At 41.5% G+C, this 26,355-nt stretch carries 27 protein-coding genes; 3 read left to right on the top strand and 24 right to left on the bottom strand.

Annotated features, from left to right (window positions below; translation table 11 throughout):
• Positions 1–73: 73 nt before the first annotated feature.
• The 6 genes from BET01_RS04990 to BET01_RS04965 all read right to left on the bottom strand — a co-directional run bounded on the left by BET01_RS04990 (position 74) and on the right by BET01_RS04965 (position 6,477).
• Positions 74–1,552, bottom strand: coding sequence for a UbiD family decarboxylase (locus BET01_RS04990; RefSeq protein WP_120195667.1), 1,479 nt, complete (start codon positions 1,550–1,552; stop codon positions 74–76).
• A 99-nt stretch (positions 1,553–1,651) separates the two neighbouring features.
• Positions 1,652–2,476 carry a MerR family transcriptional regulator gene (locus BET01_RS04985; protein WP_158584984.1) on the bottom strand — a complete coding sequence of 275 codons (825 nt, stop codon included), beginning with the start codon at positions 2,474–2,476 and terminating at the stop codon, positions 1,652–1,654.
• Between the two features lie 136 nt (positions 2,477–2,612).
• Entirely contained in the window at positions 2,613–3,125 is a 513-nt protein-coding gene (locus tag BET01_RS04980) for a DUF2318 domain-containing protein (protein WP_120195665.1), read from the bottom strand.
• A 159-nt stretch (positions 3,126–3,284) separates the two neighbouring features.
• Positions 3,285–5,141, bottom strand: a complete 1,857-nt coding sequence (locus BET01_RS04975; RefSeq protein WP_120195664.1) for an urease accessory protein UreH domain-containing protein — start codon at positions 5,139–5,141, stop codon at positions 3,285–3,287.
• A gap of 186 nt (positions 5,142–5,327) precedes the next feature.
• Positions 5,328–6,095 (bottom strand): shikimate kinase, encoded by a 768-nt coding sequence (locus BET01_RS04970; protein WP_243117124.1) that lies wholly within the window; start codon positions 6,093–6,095, stop codon positions 5,328–5,330.
• A 31-nt stretch (positions 6,096–6,126) separates the two neighbouring features.
• Positions 6,127–6,477, bottom strand: coding sequence for a winged helix-turn-helix transcriptional regulator (locus tag BET01_RS04965; protein ID WP_120195663.1), 351 nt, complete (start codon positions 6,475–6,477; stop codon positions 6,127–6,129).
• A 118-nt stretch (positions 6,478–6,595) separates the two neighbouring features.
• Here BET01_RS04965 and BET01_RS04960 point away from each other — a divergent pair, with 118 nt between their 5' ends.
• Positions 6,596–6,991: a pyridoxamine 5'-phosphate oxidase family protein gene (locus tag BET01_RS04960; RefSeq protein ID WP_120195662.1), complete on the top strand. Its 396-nt coding sequence runs from the start codon at positions 6,596–6,598 to the stop codon at positions 6,989–6,991.
• A 65-nt stretch (positions 6,992–7,056) separates the two neighbouring features.
• Here the strand turns inward: BET01_RS04960 and BET01_RS04955 are convergent, their stop codons facing one another.
• The 15 genes from BET01_RS04955 to BET01_RS04890 form a co-directional block, all read right to left on the bottom strand.
• Positions 7,057–7,944, bottom strand: a complete 888-nt coding sequence (locus BET01_RS04955) for a Cof-type HAD-IIB family hydrolase (RefSeq protein ID WP_120195661.1) — start codon at positions 7,942–7,944, stop codon at positions 7,057–7,059.
• 60 nt (positions 7,945–8,004) lie between these two features.
• Positions 8,005–9,351 carry an ABC transporter substrate-binding protein gene (locus tag BET01_RS04950; RefSeq protein ID WP_120195660.1) on the bottom strand — a complete coding sequence of 449 codons (1,347 nt, stop codon included), beginning with the start codon at positions 9,349–9,351 and terminating at the stop codon, positions 8,005–8,007.
• A 10-nt stretch (positions 9,352–9,361) separates the two neighbouring features.
• The gene (locus tag BET01_RS04945; protein ID WP_120195659.1) at positions 9,362–10,045 is read right to left on the bottom strand and encodes a response regulator transcription factor; all 684 of its coding nucleotides are present in this window, start codon (positions 10,043–10,045) and stop codon (positions 9,362–9,364) included.
• Positions 10,046–11,353, bottom strand: a complete 1,308-nt coding sequence (locus BET01_RS21990; RefSeq protein ID WP_158584983.1) for a sensor histidine kinase — start codon at positions 11,351–11,353, stop codon at positions 10,046–10,048. It lies immediately after the preceding gene.
• Between the two features lie 25 nt (positions 11,354–11,378).
• On the bottom strand, positions 11,379–12,341 hold the full coding sequence (locus BET01_RS04935) for a sugar ABC transporter substrate-binding protein (RefSeq protein WP_243117123.1): 963 nt from the start codon (positions 12,339–12,341) through the stop codon (positions 11,379–11,381).
• Positions 12,342–12,456: 115 nt separating this feature from the next.
• A complete protein-coding gene (locus tag BET01_RS04930; protein ID WP_147422796.1) occupies positions 12,457–12,798 on the bottom strand; it encodes a hypothetical protein in 342 nt (113 codons plus the stop codon).
• Positions 12,799–12,821: 23 nt separating this feature from the next.
• The gene (locus tag BET01_RS04925) at positions 12,822–13,634 is read right to left on the bottom strand and encodes a PTS system mannose/fructose/sorbose family transporter subunit IID (RefSeq protein ID WP_207667566.1); all 813 of its coding nucleotides are present in this window, start codon (positions 13,632–13,634) and stop codon (positions 12,822–12,824) included.
• Between the two features lies 1 nt (position 13,635).
• Positions 13,636–14,469 (bottom strand): PTS mannose/fructose/sorbose/N-acetylgalactosamine transporter subunit IIC, encoded by an 834-nt coding sequence (locus BET01_RS04920; protein ID WP_120195655.1) that lies wholly within the window; start codon positions 14,467–14,469, stop codon positions 13,636–13,638.
• Between the two features lie 34 nt (positions 14,470–14,503).
• Entirely contained in the window at positions 14,504–14,998 is a 495-nt protein-coding gene (locus tag BET01_RS04915) for a PTS system mannose/fructose/N-acetylgalactosamine-transporter subunit IIB (RefSeq protein ID WP_120195654.1), read from the bottom strand.
• A gap of 42 nt (positions 14,999–15,040) precedes the next feature.
• A complete protein-coding gene (locus tag BET01_RS04910; RefSeq protein WP_120195653.1) occupies positions 15,041–15,469 on the bottom strand; it encodes a PTS sugar transporter subunit IIA in 429 nt (142 codons plus the stop codon).
• A gap of 150 nt (positions 15,470–15,619) precedes the next feature.
• Positions 15,620–16,849 carry a DUF438 domain-containing protein gene (locus tag BET01_RS04905; protein WP_120195652.1) on the bottom strand — a complete coding sequence of 410 codons (1,230 nt, stop codon included), beginning with the start codon at positions 16,847–16,849 and terminating at the stop codon, positions 15,620–15,622.
• A 77-nt stretch (positions 16,850–16,926) separates the two neighbouring features.
• Positions 16,927–17,115: a ferredoxin gene (locus BET01_RS04900; RefSeq protein ID WP_120195651.1), complete on the bottom strand. Its 189-nt coding sequence runs from the start codon at positions 17,113–17,115 to the stop codon at positions 16,927–16,929.
• A 262-nt stretch (positions 17,116–17,377) separates the two neighbouring features.
• Positions 17,378–17,524 carry a hypothetical protein gene (locus BET01_RS21515; protein WP_158584982.1) on the bottom strand — a complete coding sequence of 49 codons (147 nt, stop codon included), beginning with the start codon at positions 17,522–17,524 and terminating at the stop codon, positions 17,378–17,380.
• 10 nt (positions 17,525–17,534) lie between these two features.
• The gene (locus tag BET01_RS04895) at positions 17,535–18,626 is read right to left on the bottom strand and encodes a glycerol dehydrogenase (RefSeq protein ID WP_120195650.1); all 1,092 of its coding nucleotides are present in this window, start codon (positions 18,624–18,626) and stop codon (positions 17,535–17,537) included.
• 144 nt (positions 18,627–18,770) lie between these two features.
• A complete protein-coding gene (locus tag BET01_RS04890) occupies positions 18,771–19,235 on the bottom strand; it encodes a pyridoxamine 5'-phosphate oxidase family protein (protein WP_120195649.1) in 465 nt (154 codons plus the stop codon).
• A 255-nt stretch (positions 19,236–19,490) separates the two neighbouring features.
• Between BET01_RS04890 and BET01_RS04885 the strand changes: the two genes are divergently transcribed.
• Entirely contained in the window at positions 19,491–21,398 is a 1,908-nt protein-coding gene (locus tag BET01_RS04885; protein ID WP_120195648.1) for a sensor domain-containing diguanylate cyclase, read from the top strand.
• Positions 21,399–21,406: 8 nt separating this feature from the next.
• Here BET01_RS04885 and BET01_RS04880 read toward each other — a convergent pair whose 3' ends face one another.
• Both BET01_RS04880 and aroE read right to left on the bottom strand, forming a co-directional pair.
• The gene (locus BET01_RS04880; protein WP_120195647.1) at positions 21,407–22,840 is read right to left on the bottom strand and encodes a 6-phospho-beta-glucosidase; all 1,434 of its coding nucleotides are present in this window, start codon (positions 22,838–22,840) and stop codon (positions 21,407–21,409) included.
• A gap of 74 nt (positions 22,841–22,914) precedes the next feature.
• Complete coding sequence (gene aroE, locus BET01_RS04875) at positions 22,915–23,784, bottom strand: shikimate dehydrogenase (protein ID WP_120195646.1); 870 nt, start codon at positions 23,782–23,784, stop codon at positions 22,915–22,917.
• A gap of 166 nt (positions 23,785–23,950) precedes the next feature.
• Between aroE and BET01_RS04870 the strand changes: the two genes are divergently transcribed.
• Positions 23,951–24,913, top strand: a complete 963-nt coding sequence (locus BET01_RS04870; RefSeq protein ID WP_120195645.1) for an aromatic acid exporter family protein — start codon at positions 23,951–23,953, stop codon at positions 24,911–24,913.
• A gap of 18 nt (positions 24,914–24,931) precedes the next feature.
• Here the strand turns inward: BET01_RS04870 and BET01_RS04865 are convergent, their stop codons facing one another.
• The gene (locus BET01_RS04865; protein ID WP_120195644.1) at positions 24,932–26,302 is read right to left on the bottom strand and encodes a 6-phospho-beta-glucosidase; all 1,371 of its coding nucleotides are present in this window, start codon (positions 26,300–26,302) and stop codon (positions 24,932–24,934) included.
• Positions 26,303–26,355: the final 53 nt, after the last annotated feature.

Genomic DNA, 26,355 nt, shown 5'->3' with positions numbered 1-26,355 from the left:
TATTTTTTATTTGCGGCGAAACGAGTTATAATATTACCCATTTCGCCTTTCATGTTTTGTTGAGATAAAACGATTAGAACATATCTGGAACCCAAAGGGACGGATCTACATCCATAAATTTTGCCCGCTGGAACCGGTGCTTTTGATCAAATGGTACCGTGCAATCAAATATTGTCTTGCAGGCGATTCCGTGGTCACGGATGGATGAAGAGATCGATGGATCATTGGATGGATCCAATGGGTGACAGCGCACGCCTGGGATGCATACAATGCCAGAATCTCCCTGCATACGTGTATTCATAGCCCAAATTACATCGTTGATATCAAATGGGTCTACATCCTCATCTACGAGATACACCAGCTTTAACTCGCTGAATGCGGAGAATGCCAAAAGAGCTGCTTGACGCTGTCTTCCTTCATCACTTGGAATCTTTTTGCAAAACTGAAGCACAGCCATATATTTACCGCCGCCGCTGGAGGCGCAGTAAACATTTAAAAGCTTTCCTGGCATAGCCTTCTCAACCATCAGTAAAATGCTGGCTTCTGTTGGGATACCAGCCATACTTACATGCTCTTCGCTTGGTCCGATGCAGGTCTGCATAATTGGATTTTTTCTATGAGTCACTGATTTTACCTTGATGATTGGGATCTCTGGATTCGCTGGACCTGTATATCCTGGGAACTCTGGCATCGCTTTTCCGGTATTGGTGTTTTGATCTTCTCTCACACGTACGCCTGGAAGCAGCTCGCCTTCAATTACATATTCCGCATTTGCAATGCATCTTTCATCAATGGTAAGACACTGAGTAAGCTGAACTGGTTCTTTACGGATGGCTCCAGCGATTTCCAGTTCATTAAATCCAAGAGGAGTTGTAGGCGGTTCAAAACAGGAAGCAATCTCGATCGCAGGGTCCACACCAATACTGATTGAGATGGGAAGGGGTTTCCCAGCTGCTTCTGCTTTTTCCCGGAATACGCCAAGATGTCTGGCACCTGGTACAAAATACATAGAAATTTCATCCTTGCTCTGAAGACAGAGACGGTGGATTGTCACGTCAGATACCTTTGTTTCTGGATCCGATGCATAACACATACCAAGAGTTATGTAAGGACCTGCATCCTCTTCTGTATTGGTTGGTGCTGGAACCAGTTTACGGATATCAAAGTCCGGATCTGTGGCATAATGAACCACTTCCTGGCACTTTGCCTCCTTCTGATCAATAACAACTGGCTTAATCGGATTTTTAACCGCATCGTTAAGCAAATGGCCTAATCGGTCCGGAGCTTCATCAAGTAAATATCCCACTCGTTTGCGGCTTGCCAGAACACCGATGGCTACTCTGGCATCTTCATGCCCTGTAACATGATTAAATATCATGGCAGGACCTTCCTTGGTGGGACGCATAACCGTTCCGCCTGCTCCTACATGACGATAAACACCTGATAATTGTGCATGAGGATGAACCTCCACATCAGTATCAATGAGCTGCCCTGGAATTGTTTCTAAAAGTTCTAAGGCGGAACGCAAATCATTCACTTTAATTTTAGACATAAAAAAATCCTCCTTGTATCATTTCAATGATCGGCCGTTAGTGATACTATGCGCTATATTGTAACTATACAGTCAAGAGGATTCTTTTAATTTCGTGTTTTATTTTTTTATAACCGGAATCTGAAGACAACAGTAATCCACATTGTGCTCTGAATTGTAAAAGGTAGTATCTAATAAGCACAAGTCCAAGGCATCCCCGGTGATCTTATAATTCTTATTTTCCACCCATTCCTTTAGATAATGGAAATCTTTTTCTTCATAGGGGTAAGAATATTTGTACATGCACATATACGATCCTCCAGGAATCTCTTCTACTCCTGGTAAATCCGGCTGCGGATACGGCAATACTACAAAAATTCCAGAGTTCTTATAAAGTTCCTCACTATGAAATTGCTCGCCGCGAATCAGGGTACCAAAACCGCAGGAGGGAATGGTATCAGAATCAAAGAGCATATTCCATGCCTTCATTAGCGTTAGGTGCAAAACATCTTTCCCTGGTCGTTCCTCAAATGGTACAAACAATACTTGTCTTGGAGGAATCTGCTTGAGAACGGGAGTATTGGCAGGATATGATTTATGGGAGTCTTCATAAAAATTGATCCTTTGCTGCAGATACATTCTTGTCTTGTTCAACTCCTGTATCTGTTCGTCGATGATATTCTTTTGAAATTCCAACAAATTGGTCACAGACTCCAGATTCCTGGATTCCATGTTTTTTTTAATATCATCAAGCTTTACCCCCAGCTTTTTTAAAAGACAGATCTCCCTTAACACCGGAATCTGGTATACGCTGTAATAGCGGTATCCGTGTTCATTGATATATATAGGCTTTAATAAGCCTATATGATCATAGTAGATAAGTGTCTGGCGGGTGAGATGATGCAGCTTTGCCATTTCGCTGATTGCGACTAATTCATTGTCCATATTATGTGTCTTCCTTCTCCTGTGATGTAGCAAGTGCATTTAGACAGTATATCATAGCACCCTTTCTTCTTTCAAGATGAAGCTCTATTCCACATAGAATAGCAAAAATATACATCACAGGATAATTAAAACTTAATTAGGAAGTCTTCCAGTTGGCAAATATTTGTTCGGATTCTTTTAAGAAATTCGATGGTATGGTAATGGATTCGTCGGTCACAGTCTTATCTTTATCAAAGATAGGCCATGGGTTGCAACCGCCAGCTTCCACTTCCACCAGGTCCATAGAAAAACGGTTTCCGCAGTTTTGACAAACCAGCAAATCCCCATCCTGCTTATAATATCCTTTTCCAGATCCGTAACAAACCTGGCAGGTATTAAATGCAGTTCGAAGAGTTCCATCTGGCGCTTTCACCGCTAAAACTTCCATCTTCGTTCCATCTGCGATCACCGGATAAAAGCTTGCGGTATTGCTGATTTCATTGACTGGGATCACCAAGTCTCCTGCATCATTTTGATACTTACCTGCCTTAGCGGTTGATCCGGATTCTTTTTCTTTTGAAGCACAGGCTGTCAGTGCCGTGAATGCTAAGAGCATGATAATGAAAGAACCAATTAATGTTTTCGTCTTCTTTTTTAATCTCTGATTCATTTAAAACCTCCTGAATATCATTTACTTATCGTCTTGGGATTTTTTCTGCATTAAAAATGCAGCAGCAACTATAAAGATTGCTGGAAGAATGCAATGCCAATGGCTTAAGATAAAATTCATGGTGGAATCTCCTTTCACTCATTTATGGTATTTCGCCATCTACTGGCAGCAGGAGCCGCCTGCCCCCTGGAATGTTTCATCGGGCCAAATCTGAGTCTTAAAGCTTTGAATCTCTTTTTTAATCCCATCTAAATCTATCTTGCTAATATCATCCACTTCCTTGATATATCCATAATTGGCATTGTCTCCAGTTGAAAAATCAAAGCTTCCCGCCGGTGTAAAGTACAACTTATTTTCTCCCTGTTCAAGAGGAACCTGGGAAGCAAAATTAGGCACAAGCAAATTCGTTCCATAATTATTGTCAGTGGTGCTGTTAATGATGTTCCATTCCACATCAAGACCTGATTTTACAACGGCTGCCGCTGGTTTAAAGCCATCATTGGTCAACTCCATGGTAATCTTTTGAACTGGATTTCCAGACTCATCTACTGATTCTTCTCCTATTGCGATATCATCCGTTGGAATGGTATAAGATGCTGGTACCGGCTTGTCAGAAACGTTCTCATCTTTACTCGCCAAATCTCCCGCACTGGCTGCCTCTTCCGTAATTGAGATGGTCCCACGGATCATCCCCATCCAGCAGCTATAGGAAACCTTTCCTGTCTTTTCAGGGGTGAATTCTATTACATTTTCTCCGGTCTGAAAGGTATGTTCAACACCAAAATCTCTGATAATCATTCGGTTATTACAGCCATTGATGCTTCCTTTGGGTGCATCTATAATCCATTTTACTGGAATTCCAGCCTGGACTTTAATATTGGGATATTTTCCAGAAGAAAGGGTGCTATTTACCACCTGTACTCCATCTTCTATCTTTTGTGCCGGTTGGTTTTCCTGGCTGTCTCCACCTTCTTTTTCCTGGGCAAAGGCCAGATCTGGTACAGAAACCCCAGAAAGGCTGAGTCCCTGGGTAACCATGGACAATCCCAGTACTACCACTAGGACCGCCCCGCCTGTCATAATCTTACCTGAGTATTTTTTTCCCAGTACCGTAGAGAGTGCTCCCAATCCGAACATGAGAGGTACCGTTCCAAGGCTAAATATAAACATGGAAAGTGCACCAGCAAATGGATTTCCAGTGGATAATGCGTAGATTTGCATTGCCTGCAAAGGGCCGCATGGCATAAAACCATTTAAGATACCTACCATAAAGGGGTTACCGCTCTTCGCCTTTTCCTTTTGTACCCTTTTAGCCAAGAATGCAGGCATTCTGGGGTTCAACTTACGAAGCCAAGGAAACATGCCAAGCATGTTAATTCCCATGACTACCATAAAAAAGCCAGCCGCCAACTTAAGTACACCTTGTAAGGTAGTGGAAAATGTGACTGCAGATCCCAATGCACCCACGGCAAAGCCTACTATGGTGTAAGATACAACTCTTCCAAGGTTATAGAGAAATGTGGGACGCAGAGCCAAAAAGCGACTATCACCAGTACTCTCCAAGGCTGTTTTTGGAATACACTGGGATAAGTTTATCCCTCCACACATTGCCACACAATGAACCGATGTCACAAGACCAATGACAAATAACATTCCATAACTCATGGTCTGATCTGCAAGCTGTCCAGGTGAGAGAAGGTTTAATAGTCCAGTTTGTTCTATTACCATGTAAAGTGCTGCAATGATAAGCAAAATTCCTGTTATCCGGGTGGCATCCATACCCTTTTTATTGGAATCAATAAGAACCTCATAATCAAGATTTTCTATGATCCCCACAATGCTTTTGTATGAAATGATATCAGTATCATAAGTTACGTTTGCAGTTCCTGCGTTGTAGCTTACTTCTGCATTTAAAATCCCGGCTGTGTTTTGCAGTTTCTTTTCAATCTTATTTTGACAGCTCACACAAGTCATGCCGCCTATATGCAGCACTCTGGTCTTTATAATCGATCCCATGGACAGCCTCCTTTATTGTTTCTGATAAAAAGAATAACAGGACCATTTGTAGAACTTGTGTAGATGGGATTTTTTTTCATTTAATTGAATTCATTTCTCTAGATTACTTGTTTTCAAAATAAAAAGACATATATCCATCATGACAATCATGACAAATACATGCCTTTATGTAAAAAAACATAATATCTATACTTCATCTTTCAGACCCGTAAGGGCAGCCAGTAATTCCTCGCATATCTGACTTACGTCTTTGTGATCGGTTTCAATAATCACATCGGCCGCCTTGTAGTAATAATCCGCCCTTTTTGCCATCAACTCTTTTATGAAATCCACATTCATATTGCCATTTAAGATAGGGCGTTCTTCACTTTCTTTTACCCGGCTTAAAATCGTCTCTGGAGAAGCAGTCAGTAATACGATTTGGCTTGTTTTCTTTAAGTTTGTTACATTCTCTTCACGGATCACTGCGCCACCACCGCAGGAAATCACAGACTGCTTGCAGTCTTTTAACGATAGGATGGCCTCACTTTCACATGTTCGAAAATACTCTTCTCCGTGTTTGGCAAAGATATCTTTGATTGCCATATTCTCATTCTTAACGATCATTGCGTCAACATCTACCTCTTTCAACGCAAGCATATCTTTTAAGTATCCAGATATGGTGCTTTTCCCAGTTCCCATAAAACCGATTAAGGCAATGTTTGTATCAAAAAGACATTTGCTCCCCACCCGTTTGCCGGCTGATTCAAGCGCTGTTAAAACATCCTGAACTTCCTCGTCATAAGGGATGTCCTTTGGTACAGATATCTTCTGCTCTGGTAAAAGAAGGGAGAGGTTTCTTGCTTTCTTTGTATTCATGGCCTCAGCCTTAAGGCTTAGATGCTGGTTTAAAAGTTCCAGAATCTTTTGATTGCAGAGATCCAGATCTTGATTTATCTCGTTAAGTTCTCTCATATGGCTTCTCCATCTTATTTTTATAGTATCTTTATTTTTTTATAGTATCTTTGTTTTTCACAAACTCGATATATTCACTTCCCCAATCGCCTAAAGCCTCTAAAACAGTCTCAAACTTCATGCCGATCTCACTTAATGAGTATTCCACTCTGGGCGGTATCTGGGAGAATTCCTGTCTTACGATCAGACCTTCCCATTCCAGCGCCTTAAGCTGTCTTGAAAGGGTTGTGTGGGTAATGTCCTCTGGCATCTTTCTTTGCAATTCATTAAATCTGACAGGACCTTCCTGTAATAAGTACAATAAATAAATGGACCATTTGCCGGAAAGAACCTTTTGAGAGGTGACATAAGGGCATAATCCAGTTAAATCTCTTTTTACCATCGTAGTATCCTCCTTGATACCAGGTATCATAAAATATCGTAGTTTACAATTACGAAGTATGCTATATAATAAACTGGTGAACACATTATATCATAAAAAACCGAGAGGAGCAATAACGATGAAAGAAGTTATGGATTACTTAAAAGCATGTGGTACATTTTATTTAGCAACAAATGAGGACGACCAGCCAAGAGTCCGTCCGTTTGGAGCTGTCTGTGAATTTGAAGGCAATCTTTACATTACTACGAACAACAAGAAAGCTGTTTTTGCTCAGATGAAAAAGAACCCTAAGATTGAAATCTCCGGCATGAACAAAGGCACCTGGATTAGACTGGAAGCAGAGGCCATACACGACGATCGTAGAGAAGCCCGCGTTGCCATGATGGAAAGCAACCAAGCATCTCTTAGCAATCTCTACTCCATAGATGACGGCATCTTTGAGGTTTTATATCTTAAAAACGCTACTGCAACCATCTGTTCTTTCTCTGGGGAGCCAAAAGTAATTAAATTCTAATTATTACTTTGGTAATTCAAAAAGTCCAGGTCAGCTACCTGGACTTTCATTGTTATAGGAACCCCTTAGCTTAAAGAACCCTCTTCTAATCTCATCTCACTTTCAGAATACCCAAAGCACTCCTTTAAGGCGGCGAGAAGTCCTTCATGGTCATTGTCAAGCGTCACCCTTGCAGCACTTTCCCGAACCACTCTTGGGGCATTCCCCATGGCATAGCTGGTCTTCACAGCTTTTAACATATCGATATCGTTATGTCCATCTCCAAATGCAATGGCATCATCCATGGAAATTCCATAATGATTGCAAAGAAACTCCACTCCCTTTGATTTCATTACTGCTCCATTCATAACTTCTAGATAGTATTCGTTGGATCTTGACACTGATAAGTGAGGATAATCCTTTTCAATCCTTTTTTGTACTTTTAGAATCTCCTCTTTCTGTCCCATAAGAAGAAATTTGTGGATGCCCTGTTCTACTTTAAACTCATGTTCTATGGATCCCACTTTGGCTTTTAATGAGGTGATCTCTTCTTCTCTTTTCACCCATGCATTCTCATCATTATCAACCACCCATTTACTTCCACCGTATGTATTGCAGCAAATGAAAGGATACTCTTTATCAAGCATCGCTTTGATTTCCAATGCTTCCAAAAGTCCAACCTGACAACTATAAAGATGTTCTCCGTTTTCTCCTACTACCAAGGCTCCGCTATAGCATACCATGGGACTGCAGATGCCAATATCAGCTTTAATCGTTGTCATTGCCTCCGGCATTCGTGCTGATACCAGTACGAAAGGCACATGTAATGTTTCCAGTCTTCTGATTTCCCTTCCTGTATTAGGAGGAACCTGATGGTTGCTATCTAAAAGGGTGCCATCGATATCACTAAATATAGCCTTAAAGTTTAAGTCTGGTGTCTCATTTTCCCTTTTATTATCCTTGTTTTCTTTCATGACAGCCTCCTGATTTACCTCAGCTCATAGAATGAGCGCCCTATCCTTTTTTGCTTCTTTTTATTGTTTTAATAACCCATTTATTTCACGCTGTAGTTTTAATAATCCGCTATCCATAGACGCCTCTCCTTTTAAGATTCGGCTAATCTCCCCATCTGCCATGACCATAGCGGCTGGATAAAGCCTGAAATTTGGTGTCTCCACCGCCTCATCCATAACCTGACCGATGATGTTCATATCAACCGTGCCGCTCCTTCCTGGAGTATCGTTATTTAACAACGCCTGAAGCTGAGGAGACTCCGTTACCTTGCGTATTACTGGCATCCCTTGAGACTGCTCCAGTAATTCTCGCTGAGTATCTTCTTCATAACACAACGTTTTCATAAATTCCCATGCCAGATCCCCTTGACCTGTTCGGCTGCTAATTCCCATAAGAAGAGTATTTAACTCGGTTCGACTTCCTCCCGCAGGGCCGGATGGCATCTTTACGCAATCCCACTCAAAGTCCGAATACTTTTTAATTCTCCATGGGTATGGCTTATAAGTTCTATATTCTGAAAATGCCAGAGGGCGAAATGCTACTTTCCCTTTATCAAAATCTTTAGAGGTCACGGTATAACCCTGATTGATCTCTTCTAGCTCTTTTACGTATTTCAGTGCCGCTTCCATTCGCTCATCACCAAAAAAAGAAGTGGTCCCATCTTCACTAAAAAGAGAGAGCCCATTAGAATATGCCGCATCCTGCCAGCTATAACCATAGTAGCCAAATTGGTCTGTGATTCCGTTATGATCAATATCCTTTGTCACCTGGCGGCATATGGAGAGGAAATCATCCCAGTTCCAGCCACTCCCTGGCATGGCAATCCCCTCTTTTTGAAGTAAGGTCTTATTTACAAACATCAATGTGGTAACACTCTCATAAGGTAGGGCAAATTGTTTTTGCTTTATGTTTCCATAGTGGTAAGCTGCCTGGTAATAGGACTCCTTTGAAAAATTTTTATCCCTCTCAATCAATGAGTTCAAATTTTTAATAATACGGGATGAGGCAAGCATATCAAGTTCTCCTGCTGGAATCATAAACACATCTGGTTCCTTCCCAAGAAGCACTTGTTCTGACAGCCATTCGGAATAGTCCTCTTTTAAGATCCCACTGACATACTCTACCTTAACGCCTGGATGAGCCGCTTCAAAGCGCATAATGGCATCGTCAATAATCTGATAGCAGTTCCCATTTGGTACGTCCCAATAACTACCAGCAAACATTCCAAAGCGCAGCACCTGATCTTCACCAGCCTGCTTTGTTCTACAATTAATTGCCACTCCTAGCAAAAGCAAAACAGACACCGCGGCTCCTAGTACAAGGCGAGCAGCAAAAGGCTTTCTTCCAATTTTACCCTCTTTCTTCATCTTTGCCTCCTTACATTTCCTCCAGATTCCGCGTGGTCACGCCGGTCTGAACCGCCCATATGGCTAACTGAGTCCTATCCCTTAAATCCAGCTTGCTCAAAATAGAACTTAAGCCATTGCGCACCGTGCCCTCCGACAGACTTAGGTTGAACGCAATCTCTTTATTTGACTTTCCGTATCCAACTTGCTGGATAATCTTCCATTCCGAGCGGCTGATTTCATCCACATGACCTTTGGACACATTGATGGCATAATTACTTTTTGCCATCTGAGAAAACAAGCGTACCACCTTGGCTGCAATATCAGGATTAATCATGGCTTTTCCACTATAAACGGTTCGGATGGCAGCGGATAACTCCGCCATGGAAACACCTTTTAACAGGTATCCACTGGCTCCATACTTAAGAGCATTATAAACGTATTCATCATCATCAAAGGTCGTAAGGATAATGAGTTTAATCTGAGGATAATTTTCTTTGATGATCTGAGAACAGGACACCCCATCCATTCCAGGCATCCGGACATCCATCAAAATAACATCAGGCTTTTCCTTCCGGACAGAACAGATAACTTCTCTGCCGTCTGCTACCGTATCAATCACTTCCATATCCGGATTGGCGGAAAGCACGATTTTCAAGCTATCCCTAATCAGCTCCTGATCATCTGCTATGACTATCTTAATTTTTCCACTCATTTAAGAATCATACTCCTCTCCCCACCTGATTGGTATCTTTGCTGTAATGAGAAAACCGTCATGTCCTTCGTATTCTAAACTTCCACCTAGAATCTTTAGCCTTTCTTCCATATGCCTTAGTCCAAACCCCTTTTCAATGATTTCGCAGCCCTTGCCGTAATCCTTTACGGTTATGGTCAGCCATTGGTCCTTTTTATGAATGGATATGTGGATTTTCTCTGCATGACCGTGGCGAATGGAGTTGGTCGTTGCCTCTTGTATCACCCGGTATACCACATCTTCTTCATCCTCATGAAATTTAAGAGGATGAACCTGATTGTCAAATCCAATTTCCGCCTTTGCATTATGGCTTAGGTCATCAAGCATCTGAGTCAGCGCCTTTTCTAGTTCCATCTTTTCAAGCACATCAGGACGTAACTTACTGACTGAGCGACGCACATCAGTAATTCCCTGTCTGGTCACATCTCCAATTTTGACCAGACGTTTCCTGGTTTCCTCTGGCGATATATCAATAAGGGTAATGCAAGCGTCAATCCCTGCTATGATTCCAGTTAGAACATGTCCCAAGGTATCATGAATTTCCCTGGCAAGGCGATTTCTCTCCCTGGTCTCTGCATTTTTCTCTGCCTCTGCCGCATAGGCTTTCAGCTTTAAATTGGCTGACTCAAGCTGGGCATTTAAAAACCGGATCCGCTCCTTTTCCCTGTGCTCCCCTTGTATCAAAAGGACCATATATAGAATAAAAAGAACCAGATTCATGGATACGAAAATGCTTCTGGTGCCTCTTAAAAGCGCCTGAGTGCTGACACTGAAATAAGAAATAAAGGAATCCCATGGCACCATTCCAAAATACCGGCCCAAAAGATTGTAGTCTGTAATGGTATAAAGGCCCGTAACTGCCAAAAGAAGGATCAGCTTTTGCTTGCCCCCTTTTTGCCCCCGAATCATATCAGCCACTACAAGCAGTACTAGACCATCATAGTTCATATTCAAGGCGAAGGTAGTTCCAATACAAAAACCGATTTCCCCCACCATAATCATAGACCGGACCCACTTGCCTCTGCCTTCCCACAACTGGCTGATTCCGCTTAATACCATCAGCATAAGATAACAGGTCACAGACGTGAATAAGATCGTACCCGGTCTCCATGGTCTTACTTGTACTGCCTTTAAAAAGTTTCTGGCATCCATAACCTCTACAATCTCTCTTAGGCTGTAAGTCATTATACCTGCCACAAGGCATACGGCTACAAAATTAAGAAGGTATATTCCGATTTGAAGTTTTGTAATAACATTTTCCCTACTCAATAAGTACACGCCCCCATTCTTATTATCACTGCCAGCCATTGCTTCCATAATTTTTCAAGTTCGAAACAGTAATGAGTTCTGTAGGGATCTTTATCACCGGCTCAATCGTTTCCCCATTTAAAATCCGGTATACCGCTTCTGCCGCCTCTCTTCCAAGCCTTCTTGGAAACTGAGCCGCTGTGGCGGTCATAATCCCTTCTTCAATCATGGATTTGCCGTCAGGAGAACCATCCACACCGTAGACTGCCACCTTTCCTGTCATGCCTGCGTCTTCCAGGGCTGCCATAGCCCCCATGGCCGCAGGATCGTTTAAGCACATCACAACATTTGTTTGAGGATATTTCTTTAAGAGTGCTTCCGTCACAGGCATCGCCCGCTCAAGCTGTCCTAAGCATTCTCCTTCAGCCAGAATTTGAAAGGTATCTGTGGCAGCTACTGTCTCCCGAAATCCACGAATCCGATCCAGACCAGACTTTGCTTCTTTGTGGGTTAGAAGTAAAATATTACCGCCCTCCATCTGAGACATAAGATTTTGTGCACATAAAACACCTGCCTGATAATTATCAGATACCACGGTACAGGCCACCTTATCTTTATCATAGATATCACTATCTACCGCTATAATGGGGATCCCTTTTTCCACCGCCTGGGACAAAACCGGACCTACCGCTTTCCAATCAACCGGATTGATAAATATTGCTTCCACCTTAGCGTCAATAAATTCCTGAATCTGGTCAATCTGTTTGTCAACGCTAAGTGCCGGGTCTCTGGTTATTAAAATATCCCCTCTGGACTCTAAGACACTGCGGATTTCATCATCTATGATCTCATAAAAGGGATTATTCATGGTCATATAGGTAGCTCCAAATCTGCGACCACCTTCTTTTTTAACAGTCACAAAACCATTTCTAGACATTAAAAAGAATAAGACTCCTGCAAAAACTACAAATAGTAACAGCAAGAAGATCGTTATTGTCTGCTTTTTCACCTTTTTCGCCCCCCTTCTTATCTGTAATCTTATCATCTGTCTTAAGATTTGCAAAGTTGTTTTTGTCTTTGATGCCCTTAAGGGAGACACCAGTTAAGTGTCTCCCTACATCCTGTTATTTGTTATCCGCCTGACTCCTCATCTCCCCATGTTGGAGACCGGCAGCCTTAAGGATTTTCTCCACATTCTTTTTCCCATGAACCAACCCCCGCCTTATGATGATGGCTGCAGCTCCTCCTGCGAGAGCAATTGCTATTCCTAATACTCCCCTTATTACTCCAGTGGAAAGAAAAATTCCCCACCATGCCAGCACCAGTCCGACTACCATTAGGGATAAGGCGGCTCTTTTCCAGACTCCCAGCCAAAACAGTGCCTGAGTCTGCAATCTGGCCTCTTCCATCAAAACACTCCTGTTGTCAGACGAAATCATTTGTTTTTTTAACAATTTCTCACTCATAATTCCAATCCTCTCAGGAAGCCTTAATAGGACAATCCAGGGTTAAAGAATCCAACCAATACACCAACAAATGCAACTCCCACTAACAGTAACATTACCAGGGAAGGTGACATTTTCTTTTTCGTCATGAGCCACCAGCAAAATACCACCGTAAGTGCGGACAATAGCTTGGGATGAACTCCATCTAATGCCTGCTGCAGCGTCTGTCCACCAGGAAGGGGTAACGCTGTTGTAATGTTAATCCAGCTTGCAGCCACAGATCCAATTACCACAGTACCTACCAGGATAATGGAATCACGAATGGCCTGAGCCTGTTCCCCTACCAAAAGCTCTACGGCTTTTCCGCCCATTTCATAGCCTTTGGAATAAGCAAATTTCATACCAAAAAACATGAGGAAGTTCCATACTATGATGTAGAAAATCGCGCCCATAGGAGAACCATTACCGGAAAGTCCTAGTCCAATCCCCAGCAGTATGGGAATTAAGGTTCCAACGATTAAAGAATCTCCGATTCCTGCCAAAGGTCCCATTAGACCTGCACGTATGCCGTTGATGGTCTCTCCATCTACTGGTTCTCCGTTGGCCTTAGCCTCTTCCAAACCTGCTGTTATTCCAACAACCAGGGTACCAATCTGTGGCTCTGTGTTGAAAAAAGCGGTATAGGTTTGCATGGCTTCCTTCTGCTCTTCTTTTGTGTCATACAATTCTTCTACAACAGGCAACATGGCACACAGATAACCAAAGGTCTGCATATGTTCCTGAGAAAAGCAAGTCAAATGGCCGTAAAACCAGGTTAAGAACGATTTATTTAGAGTTTTCTTTGATAATTTTTTCATCTTAGATATCCTCCTCCTCTTCATAAGCTGCCCCAGATGCCGGTCTCACTTTAAGCATTTGGATCTTGTAATTGATGACCGCAAAGAAACCTCCAAGAAGAGCTGCTCCGATCAAGTTCACACCCATAGTAGACGCCAGGATAAATCCGAAGAAGAAAGTCAGGAAATCCGTCGCTTTATTGATAACCTGCTTTAAAAGAATGGCAACTCCAACTGCTGGCAGAAGGCTTCCTACCGTAAATAAAGTCTTCATAGCGATTCCGTCCATGGGAAGGTAGAGTTTCATTAAGTCCACCATTCCAGCACCTGCCATGGTGATAATTACGGTTGGCAGGAAGGAACAAATCAAATGAGAAATCCAGGGAAGTCCCATATCTACCAGGTACAGCTTCTTAAAATCTCCTTTTTCAACTGCTTTCCAGCCGATATGCTGCCATAAGAGATTTATAGTTGCTGTTCCGTAGAACAATACGGTTCCCAAAGTACCTACCGCCGCTCCCAAGGTTGCTGCCATATCCTGAGCCGCCTTGCTTGCTGGATCCAGTCCCATACCTTTGATTGCCACAACAGCCAGCGGAATACCGATATAGCTGATTGCCCGTACATCGGCAGATACGGTACCGCCTGGTGTTACCAGTGCTATGTAGATGATCTGTATGGCTGCTCCTACGATAATGCCGGAACGCATATCCCCAAGAATTAAGCCCACTATAAGTCCTGCTACCAAAGGCCGCCCTAAGGTATAGTTACCAAAGGTCGTGCCGCCAAGGCCTGGCATACTGGCGAGGCAAGCGCATAGCCCCAATAAAACTGCCTGAAACAAACTGATTTGCATATTAAATTTCCACCTTTCCCCTTAATTTATATAATTATTGAAAACCAAATTGCCCCCGAAACTTAGACCAGTTACCAATGGCCTCCTCCTTTAGCAGAGCAAATTCCACCCGGTATCCGGCATTCATGATGTCCTCCAATGCCTGAGCCTCTTCTTTTATAATAGATTGATTGTTCCCAAGCTTTATTGCCCCGGGTCTATCGTTGCAAGGACCAATGATTACCGTTTTAATTCCCGGTTCAAACCCCTGGTCCACCAGAATTTTCTTCATATCCACAGGATTCTTGGTTATGAGAAAATAACGATCTTTGCTCTCTATTACCTTCTGGCATTTCTCTTTCCATTCCTCCATTGTCCATACAAAGGTCTTTTTTCCTGATGCGCTTTTATACGCTGCTTTTAATACTGGGTTTGCTGCAGCCAGATCATTGACTGCAATCAGACCGTCACAAGGGTATTCCAAAGCCCATCTGGTGCAGGTCTGCCCATGTATCATTCTGTCATCCACACGTACAAATGATATTGACATAAGATTTCCTCCTCACATTTTTACTAAATTTCAAAAGACAAATTAAATCTCATCTTCATCTTCTTTTATTCTCAGTTCCATTTCCATCATGGCATTTTTTGCTTCTATTAGAAGACTGCTTCTAAGGTTCTCCTGGTCCATCCCGTCTTTCATCATAGCTGCCGTGAGAGCCATGGGGAGATTCATTCCTCCAAACGCTATGGTCTTAGATAGAAGACCTTTCTGTGATAGAAAATCCAGTGCATTGGTCAGCGGCGAGCCTCCGATAATATCCGCCAATAAAATGATTTCATCGCTTTTTGTTATGGACTTTGTGACTTCTTCAAACCTGCGAACAAACTCATCCGCTCCCATGCCGTCTTCCATGCTGGCACTTATGATATCACTTCTGTCCCCTCCGGCCAGCATCTTTAAAACGCTGTGTAGCCCCGGAGCGAAGGTGCCGTGACTGACCAGTATCACATACTTCATATCCATTTCCTCCTAATTCCTTACTTGACAAATCTATTGTACCAACAGTGAAGCGTACGGATAACTGTCTATTGTCATGGGTTTACAAAAAAATAGGGTGACATTTGTCATGAGCCTATGACAAATGTCACCCTATTACCTGTAATTACTTTATTCATCCATCAGACGCTTTTCCCCTTCAATCTCTTGAATGGGTTTTATGTCCTGAGTCAGTTCCAATACCCCAAGGTATTCGCCTTGTTCATTTCTTATTGCATAATAACGGATCAACACGTACTTACCAGCCATCTTAATCCAAAAGTCCTCATGATCCTTTTTTCCGCTTTTAAAATCCTCTACAATCTGTTCCACGATGTGAACACTTGCTGGAGGATGACAGTTTGAAACATTTCTTCCAAGAATGGTTCTGGTTCTTGGAAAAGCACGGTCCTTTGCTTCGGAGAAATATTTTACCACATCATCTTTATTGACAAAGGTAATGTCAAAGGGAAGGGTGTTTAAGGTTGCAGTAAGTTCTTCTGGAGTCCATTCCCCAGAAGGAAGTTTAATCAGCCCGGATACCTCTGGCTCCGTTTTAATCTCTTTTATTTCTTCTGCTTTCTTTTGAGCCACCTGGTCTGGCTCAAAGGTTGGCACATGGTCGATGATATACCCGATTTCCCTGCTTTCATCTGCAATCAGCTTCCACTCTTCTTCGGTAAGCTGTTCCATAAGCATGGGAACCATGATATTTTCTTCCTTAAAGATCATTTCTGTGATCTTAGTTAGAACTTCCTCTGTCTTCTCTAACAGAACGTCATTCTTCCCCGCCCTTGTAAGAAGCATTTCCGTTACTTCCTTTACCTGGGCTTTGATCTCATCGTCTACCCCCCACATAACCTTTGGAGGAGCCGTAATTCCGTACTTTTCCATATAGGGAAAAAGAAGATTTTCTTTTTTCTGATAGTGAATAGTCAAGACTTTTAGTTGTTCCATTCCCTCAGTCAGTTTTTTAAATTCTTCCATATTATCAAGTTTTTCTATGGTCAAATAAGGCCGGATCTCTTGCTCTATAATATGAGATATTTTTTTATTTTCCCTCACCAGAATGCTTACTGGATGTCCTGGAATAAGAGCCGGGTCGGTTTCTTGATGGATTTCCTCTATAGAGCCTTTAAAAACAGCAGCATGGACATCACATAGTTTTTGTACCTCTTCTACGGGAAGCCCCTCTGCGATCAAGGCTGATTCTGCAACAGAAATTTCAGAAGCTGAAACACCGTGAAACGCCTCATCAAACAAAGCTTTTACTTCTTCTACGGTTTTCCCTTCATGCAGCTTTTTAATAATATCCTTGATGGCTTTTTGCCTCATCTCACGGTTGTTGATATATTCGCTCACATGATTTCCTCCTTTTTTAGAAAACGCCCCAATCTGACTATACTTTATAAGTTCATTCAGAAAGAGGCGTTTATGTTTTATTCTACTTTGATTACTGCTACTGGACAACCGTCCTGAGCTTCTATGGCTGATTCCTCCACGGAATCAGGTACTTCATCAACAATTACTTCTGCTGGTCCATCGTCTCCCATACGGAACACTTCCGGACAAGTGGAAGCACATAATCCGCACTCAATACATCCTTCTCTGTCAACCTCTGCCTTCATAACAAACTCCTTTCTCTTTTCGGGGCCAGGGAGCAGACTCAAACTGCCCGGACCAAGATACCTAACTATTGTTGGTAATTAATTTACAAATTATTCCTGATATTATAAATTATACAAGAATAAAATATAAACTTCAATCCATCTTCATTATACAACAAAAAACGGCCTCATTACGTTGCAACAACAACGAAAAGACCGCTTTTTATTAAAATAATCTCAATATCTTGAAGGTGTTTTTATCGAAATCAATAATATCCTCTGATTACATTAGATTGGGTTCTCTAGTAAGAGCACTTCTGTCTGCACAAAGATACTCCGACAGCTCCACTCTCCCCATGGCGATGGTAAAATATCTGCTGTTATGTTTCCTGCCCTGATGATCCAGGAAACATAGGATCTTTTCCCTCATCTTACCTTTATTACTGATTTAAGAACTCCCGTCCCAGAGCATCCGCAACAATAAGTGCATTGTATAATTGCTCCGGAGTCACATCTCCAATCATGTTATGTATGCTTTCTCCCTCAGCACAAGCATTTTCCGCTGCGATGCGAACTCTATCCTTATCCGTTACACCAAGCTCTTCTAAAGTTACTGGAAGACCTACACTGGTACAAAACTCCATAACTTCATAAAATTCTTCCTCAGGTGCATCTTCTATTACAAGCTGAGCTAAGGTACCAAAAGCTACCACAGAACCATGCATGGTGCTTTCGCACTCTTTTAAGGCTGTGAACCCATTATACACGGAATGAGAGACTGCAAGTCCTCCATTATCCGCGCCGACTCCGCTTAAATAAGTATTTGCCTCAATGATAGCTTCCAGTGCTGGAGTCACCACTTTGTTCTCACAAGCCTTAAGCGCTTTGTAGCCGTCTTCTAAAAGAGTATCATAACATAACTTGCAAAGTGCCATCGCAGACTTTGTAATACCACCATTCTCAAGACTAGGTGCCTTTGCCTTTTCACAAGCTCTTGCCTCAAAATAAGTGCCTAGAGCATCTCCCATACCTGCTACCAGGAATTTAGCTGGTGCGTTTGCAATAATATCTGAGTCTACAATGACCGCATCTGGATTCTTTGGATAAAAGATATAATTGGAAAAGCTTCCGTCATTATGATAAATTACCGACAATCCTGTGCAAGGAGCATCCGTAGCTACTACAGTGGGAATTACTAATACCGGAAGATTCTCATAATGTGCCGTCGCCTTTGCGGTATCAATGGCAGAACCTCCGCCTATGGCTGCCACACACTCAATGTTTTTTTCTTTTACAATGGCCCGCATTCGTTCTACTTCACCGATGGAGCTGATGCCTCCAAAAATTTCAAAATGGATGGTAGCATCGGTTCCTTCAAAGCTTTTTTCAATTTTCTCATGGCAGCTCTTAAAACCGCTGTTGCTGCAGATAAAAAGGAATGATTTTCCCAGATTTTTAGTTTCCTCATAAACATGAAGAAGTGCGCCCTGACCCTGGACATATTTTAAGGGTGACCTCATTAGCTTTAACATAATAGACTCCTCTTTTCTTATGTGAAATTTATAACTAAGACAAATATACACTTTCATTTTGGAAATGTCAATAATTTAACAATTCAAAAACAGTTATCTATTGGCCTGTTTTAAAGATACATAAAATTTGAGAGGAATGGATCCCTAACCTCTTGCTTTGCCAGTCATGTGTCTAATATCAATCTTAATAACGGTTGTTTTATCAGCCGCATTCTTAATATAAAGTCTTCCTTTTTCCAGAAATTCCGGGGAATATTTATATAGGATACTAAGGAGGGCCTCTTCCTTTTCTTCTCCCGTCAATTCAGATGCCTTCCCAAAGACAATTACACTTTCATAGTCTGTTGTAAACTTATCTGGAATTATATTGGTTTCACCTACTACGCAAAATGATACATTGGGGTTTTGTGAAAGATTGTCAAGCTTATGTCCTTCTTTCCCACAGTGCATGTAGATTGCTTCATTTTTATAAACATAGCTGATTGGCACGCCGTAAGGTTGTCCATGAGAATCCACTGTGGATAAAATCCCGTAGGGTAACTTCCTTAATATATCTAATATTCTTTCTCCACCGATTTCTCTATCTTTTCTTCTCATTTCATGAATCATATGGTTTCTCCTATCTTTTCTTTGAATTAGGATTAGGCTTATCCTTTCCGTATACGATAGTTGCAAATTTTTAATAATCATACACGTTAACCCTTAATTTATCAACTATAGATTTCTTTTTCCCTATGATTGAAGCACGAAAGAAGCAAAAACCAGTCAATTGAGAATAAAACCTCATTTATCAATGGGTAGTTGTTGCAATTTACTTCAAATCATATTAATATAATTCCATAAATCTATGGTTGGAGGGATTTCATGGCTCTTGATCTGGCTACACTGTCGATTGTACTTTTTTTCATTAGTACAATCCAGGCAATCGTTATGCTGTTCATATTCCGTATCGTACATAATTATCCAGGCATGAATTATCTATTGGTCAGTTGCTTTTTCACTGCGCTCAGCGGATTGGTTTTTGCGCTCCGAAGTGGCGTGATCCCTGATATTCCAGCCATATTAATATCCAATTTATCTACATTTCTTGCTGTATTTGCTTTAAACATTGGTTTTTCAAAGTTTCTTAAGCGAGACATTGCAAAAAAATGGTTGCTCACCATCTTGGTTCTGTTTTTTATCACTTTTTTTACATTCACTCTGGTCATCGATGATGTAAGCTGGCGTATCATATTATTTTCCCTGCTTATCTCAGGGATTTCCTTTTCCAATGCTTTTATTCTACTCCGCCATCAATTAGACTCGGTTCGTCAAACAACACGTTTGGCTGCTACTGTCCAGATTATGTTTGGAATATTTTTCATTGTAAGGGGTATTTTTACCTTCTTTCATAGAACTGTAAACATTTTTTCACCTACCCCCTTTCAGCTTCTGGCATTTTTCATCTCCATTGCAACCATTATTATATGTTCCTATTGCTTCATCATCATGGCAATACAAAGAGATCATTCAGAAAAAAAGCAGGCCGACGAACAGTTTCGATTGATTTTTGAGACCATACCAGATACCGTTTTGATTACCAGTCTGGAGACTGGTGAGATCCATGAGACCAATGAGACATTTACCGAAGAGACTGGTTATAGCAGAGAAGAAGCCATTGGTAAAACACCGATGAATCTAAATCTTTGGCAAAATACCGATGAGCGAGATGCGTTTATTGAGAAGATGAAAGAACAAGGTTTCTGTAAAAATGTAGAAATACATCTATTTACAAAAAACAGAAAGAAAATATCTGTCCTTATTTCTTCTAATTTAATGAAAATGGATCATAAGATGTTTATCATCAGCGTGATACGCAACATATCCCATAACAAGGAACTGGCGAAAAAACTTAATACGAGTGAAGATACCTTTAAAGCGATTATGGAGCAAAGTCCAGTCTCTTTTATGCTTACTAACACAAACGGTGACATTGAATATGTAAACAAGCAGTTTTTGGAGCTTACTGGCTTTCTTGAGGAAGAAGTAATTGGAAAGAATCCAAGAATATTAAAATCAGGCTATCAATCCAAGAAATTTTATGGAAATCTTTGGAAAACCATAACCTCCGGATTACAGTGGAAGGGTGAAATCCGCAATCGGAAGAAAAACGGAGAAATCATGTGGGGGTACATAAGCCTTACTCCTATTTTGGACAGGGAGGGTAAGATCATTCGGTATCTTGGGGTCCAGGAGGATATCTCCAGCCGAAAACTGTTGGAGGATGAACTAAAAATTCAGGCCAGAACCGATATGCTTACCGGGGTGATGAACCGGAGATACTTTATAGAAAATGCAGAAAAAAGACTTTCTGAGATGAACTCTATTCATGAGATGGCTGCCTTTTTAATGATTGATATCGATCGATTTAAGGATATCAATGATTCCTTCGGCCATATTATGGGGGATAAAGCTATTCAGACTGTAGCAAGACAATGTCAAAATATGATTAAAAATAGGGATCTCTTCGGCCGTATTGGCGGCGAAGAATTCGGAGCCCTTATATTTGCAAAAAACCAGGACGAATACCGCAAGACCGCTGATGCAATCCGCTATAGCGTGGAAAACATCAATTTAAGCTGTGAGGCGGAAGAAACCATCCCCCTTCGCATCAGCATCGGCCTTTCGGTGTACCGTCCTGGAGAAGACACCCTGGAAACCTTAATGCATCGTTCTGATATCGCCTTGTATCAAGCAAAAAACGATGGACGTAACCGGGTGGCAGTTTTATAAAATAGTTTTTATTCCTGATTCTTTAATGCTTTCCCATTGGTGGCAATCACATTCTTATACCAGTCGAAGGATTTTTTTCGGCTACGCTTTAAGGTTCCTTTTCCGGCATCGTCTTTATCTACATAGATAAAACCGTATCGTTTGCTCATTTCACCGGTAGACGCACTGACTAAGTCGATACAGCCCCAAGGGGTATATCCTAATAAGTCCACGCCATCTTCATCCACAGCGTCTATCATTGCCTTTATGTGCTCTTTTAAATATTCAATCCGATAATCATCGATCACACTTCCATCTGCCTCTTCTTTGTCAATGGCTCCAAGGCCGTTTTCAACAATGAACAGAGGTTTTTGATATCGGTCAAAAAGGGAATTTAGAGTAATGCGGATGCCAAGTGGATCAATCTGCCAGCCCCATTCCGATGCCTTAAGATACGGATTCTTTATACTTGCCATCACGTTTCCGGCTGTGGATTTTTGAATAATCTCCTGGTCTGTGCTTGCGCAACGTGAAGCATAATAACTAAAGGTGATGTAATCTACGGTATTCTCTTTTAATACGATAAAATCCTCTTCCTCTGTCTCTAAAACGATTCCTTCTCGCTCAAACATCTTTTTTGCATAAGCAGGGTACTCGCCTCTTGCCTGAACATCAATAAAGAAATAATTATCACGGTCTCTGTTCATAGCTTCAAAGACATCCTCTGGATTGCAGCTATAAGGATAGAAATTTCCTGCAGCTAACATACAGCCGACTTTAAAATCAGGGTTGATTTCATGGGCAAGTTTGGTTGCCTTAGCAGATGCCACTAACTCATTGTGGGCTGCCTGATATTTTACCTGAGTTTTATTCTCTCCTTCTTTAAACTGAATTCCAGCTCCCATAAATGGTAGATGGAGAAGAATGTTAATCTCGTTAAATGTAATCCAGTATTTAACCTTATCTTTAAAGCGACGGAAAATAGCATCACAGTATGCTACGTAGCAGTCAATCAGCTTTCTGCTTTTCCAGGAGCCGTATTTTTCCACTAAAGCCAGAGGCACATCAAAATGACAGATTGTTATCACAGGCTCAATGTTATACTTTAACAGCTCGTCAATGAAATCTTCATAAAACTTAAGCCCTTCTTCGTTTGGCTTCTCTTCTTCTCCAGTTGGAAAAATTCTGGACCAGGAGAAGGAAAAACGATAACACTTAAATCCCATTTCAGCAAAAAGAGCAATATCTTCCTTATAAGTATGAAACATATCAATGGCATCTCTGCCTGGGAAATAAGAATCCTCATTCAGATCTTTATAATCCATGTCACCAAGCATTACTGGGAAACGGTTTTCTCCCCATGGAATTACATCTACAGTTCCAAGGCCTCTGCCTCCCTGGTCAAATCCTCCCTCGCATTGGTTTGCAGCTGTGGCTCCTCCCCATAAAAAATCTTCTCTCATCATGTTCCATCCTTTCCTTCACTATATTTATTGAGAGCTACCTCTCAGAATTTCATATAAGAAGTTCTAATTGGTTAGCTAAAAAACAAAGTCTTTACTTCTTGCACAGGCATCTCCTGACCGGTATATAGCTTAAAAGCGGCTGCTCCCTGCCATAATAACATTCCCTGGCCATTGATGCAGATACAGCCGGCTTCTTTGGCTTCTCTTAGCATCTTGGTCTCCTTTGGATTATAAACTGCATCCACTACCACAAGCCCCTGATGGAACATGGCAGGATCCTTTACCACGCTTTCCTGATCCATTGGCTTCATACCAACTATCGTGGCGTTTGTAAAAATATCACTGGAATCCATTTCTTCTTTCATCCTTGTTTGATCTGCAATATCAAAGACATTGACCACACAACCTGGTTTCTCTTCCTTGATTTTTTCTGCGGTCATTACAGTTCTTTCAAAAAATTCATCCTTTATATTAAAAATAGAGATTTCTCTTGCACCTTCCAATGCGCACTGTACCTGAATTGCGGTTGCAGCACCACCGCCTCCGCAGACGGTAATCTTCTTTCCTACTATATCAATTCCTTCATCCTTAAGGCTGTCCACAAATCCCTGACCATCGGTTATATATCCAAACAGCTTTCCGTCTTCATTTACAATGGTGTTTACAGCCCCAATGATTCTGGCAGCCGGAGACAACTCATCCATGTATTTAAGAGCTTCATTCTTACAGGGCATCGTCACATTACAACCTCTCATTTGGAAGGTTTTTACTGCTTCGATTGCTTTTTCTACTCCATCTACCTTAATATCAAAAGCAAGATAGGCATAATCAAGACCTAATTTCTCAAAACTATAATTGTACATTGCGGGTGAACCAGAGTGTCCAACCGGCGAGCCGATGAGTCCCATTAATCCTGTTTTCCCTGTAATCATTCTCTCCATCACTATCTCCTTTTCATGAGCCTTCTGCTTTACCTTATCACGGATAACATACACATTTTTCGCCAGCTTGTCAATATATTCTCTCTTTAAAAAGGCTTAAATCAGGCTGTTAAACACAATATAAATATGATATGATAGGAAAAAATTATAAAAAGAGGCATGTACCATGAAACACGAAAAAATTATAAAGAGCATAAAAATCGCTTTGGCTGCTGTTCTTGCCATTACCATCGCCGCAGAGATTGGTCTCAAATTTTCTGCAACCGCAGGAATTATTACTGTGTTAAGCATCCAAAACACCAAACGAGAAACCTTTAAAAGTGCCGGAAACAGGACTTTTGCATTCCTTGGCGCATTAATTTTATCAGGGATTGCATTTCACTTACTTGGTTTTACTCTGCCTAGCTTTGCCCTATACCTTCTCTTATTCTCTCTCCTTTGCTTATATGCTGGCTGGGGAGAGGCAATTGCCATGGATTCCGTCCTTATCACCCATTTTCTGTCGGAAAAGTCCATGTCTCTTAGTCTAATCGGAAACGAAACTGCTTTGTTCATCATTGGCACAACCGTGGGTGTTTTAGTAAACATGCACCTAAGAAAACGAGGAGATGAGTTTCACAAACTTTCCGATGATGTTGATAGAAAGGCAAAAGCGATCTTAAACCAGATGGCTCACCTGCTTTTAAAAGAAGATAAAAGCGGGTTTGACTTAAGCTGCATTAACCAGTTAAGAGAAAAAATCGATCTAGCTAGGGTCTGCGCTTTTACCAATTACAATAATGCTTTATGGAAAAAAGACACCTACGAGATTGATTACGTTGAGATGCGCCAGCAACAAAGTAACGTTTTAGAAGGAATCTATGAGAACATTATAAACATCTCAATTCTCCCCCCTCAGGCAGAAGAGGTATCAAACTTGCTTGATAACATTGAACAGAATTACCACAGATACAACACAGGAGAAAGTCTTTTAGAGGACTTAAATCGCCTGCTTTCTGATTTAAAACACCACGAGCTTCCTGTCAGCCGAGAAGAATTCGAGGCAAGAGCCATCTTGTTTTACATCTTAAAACAGTTGGAGCGCCTTATTATGTTAAAACGCTCCTTTGTTCTCTCCCATGAAAGATAATCGTCTGTAAAACCAGGTTTATTTAGCTTCCAGTGCTTCTATCTTATTCTTAAACTGTGGCAGATGCTTTTTATGAGCCACCAAAAGCTCATCAAGTATGGTCTGTGCGATCTTGCCACTTGGGACCAATGGATTTAGAGTAAATGCCTGAAGTGCAGCATCGTAATCTCCATCTACTGCTGCCTTTATGGTTGTAAGCTCCATATCCTTCATCAACTGGAGAAGACCTCTGCTGGAAGGATCAAAGCTTCCCCATGAAATCGGAACCGGACCATGGGCTGTAATAATGCTGCTAACCTCTACCACAACATCATTTGGCAAATCTGATATGGCACCATTATTTCTCGTGCTCACTACCATATGAGTCTTTTTGTCATTATATATGGAAGCAATAAGTTCGCAGGCGGCGTCAGAATAAAACGCTCCTCCTCGCTTCTCAAGCTGAGTCGGTTTTACCTTAAGCTCTGGATCCTTATAAAGCTCAAATAATTCCGCTTCCGTCTGCTTTACTAACTCAGCTCTTGTCTCTCCCTTTGCATAAGACTCCAATTCCTCTTTTAACATATCGTCTGTGATGTAGTAATATCGATGGTACATGCATGGGATGATTCCTAAATTTCTAATCTGGCCTGCCAAAAAGGAAATGTTTGGAATGTTTTGAACACCAGAGCTCTTAAGTCCCTGCATGGCCTTTTTAAGGCCACCTTCTGTGGCATAAACTTTCTCAATGACCTCTGCTGTCTTTTCTTCCCCGTCTTTGTTCCATACCCTGTGCCAGTGAAAATGATTCAGCCCGCCAAAACGAAAGAATAAATCCTCTTCCTCCGTACCCAGTGACCCTGCCGCAATCTTACGACACATAATCGGTACATTACATAAGCCTACCACCTTATCCCATTTCCCATAGCGGATTACAGCTTCTGTAACCATGCCAGATGGATTGGTGAAGTTCACAAGCCAGGCTTGCGGACATAGTTCTTTCATATCTTCTACGATATCAAGAATGACTGGAATGGTTCTAAATGCCTTAAGCATCCCTCCTGCTCCGTTTGTCTCCTGTCCAATCACCCCATGAGACAGGGGAATTCTCTCGTCTTTTATTCTGGCATCTAAAAGGCCAACCCGAAACTGGGTAGAAACAAAATCCGCATCCACTAAAGCGGCTCTCCGGTCTAAGGTTAAATGAACCTTCCAGTCCAGGCCAGCGGCTTTGATCATGCGCTTTGCCAGATTTCCTACGATTTCCAGCTTTTCCTTCCCTTCCTCAATATCCACAAGCCAGATTTCACCAATTGGAAGCTGATCTTTTCTTTTGATGAAACCTTCAATGAGTTCTGGTGTGTAACTGGAACCTCCCCCAATGGTTACAATTTTAATATTCCCTCTCATAAGCCTTCCTCCTTTTGATCTATGATACGATCATACTAAAAAATAAGGATTAT

It is taken from the genome of Lacrimispora algidixylanolytica, assembly GCF_003609635.1.
Taxonomy (GTDB): Bacteria; Bacillota; Clostridia; order Lachnospirales; family Lachnospiraceae; genus Lacrimispora; species Lacrimispora algidixylanolytica.
The sequence above is the reverse complement of the archived record's forward strand: the minus strand, read 5'-3'. Positions and strand labels throughout refer to the sequence as shown.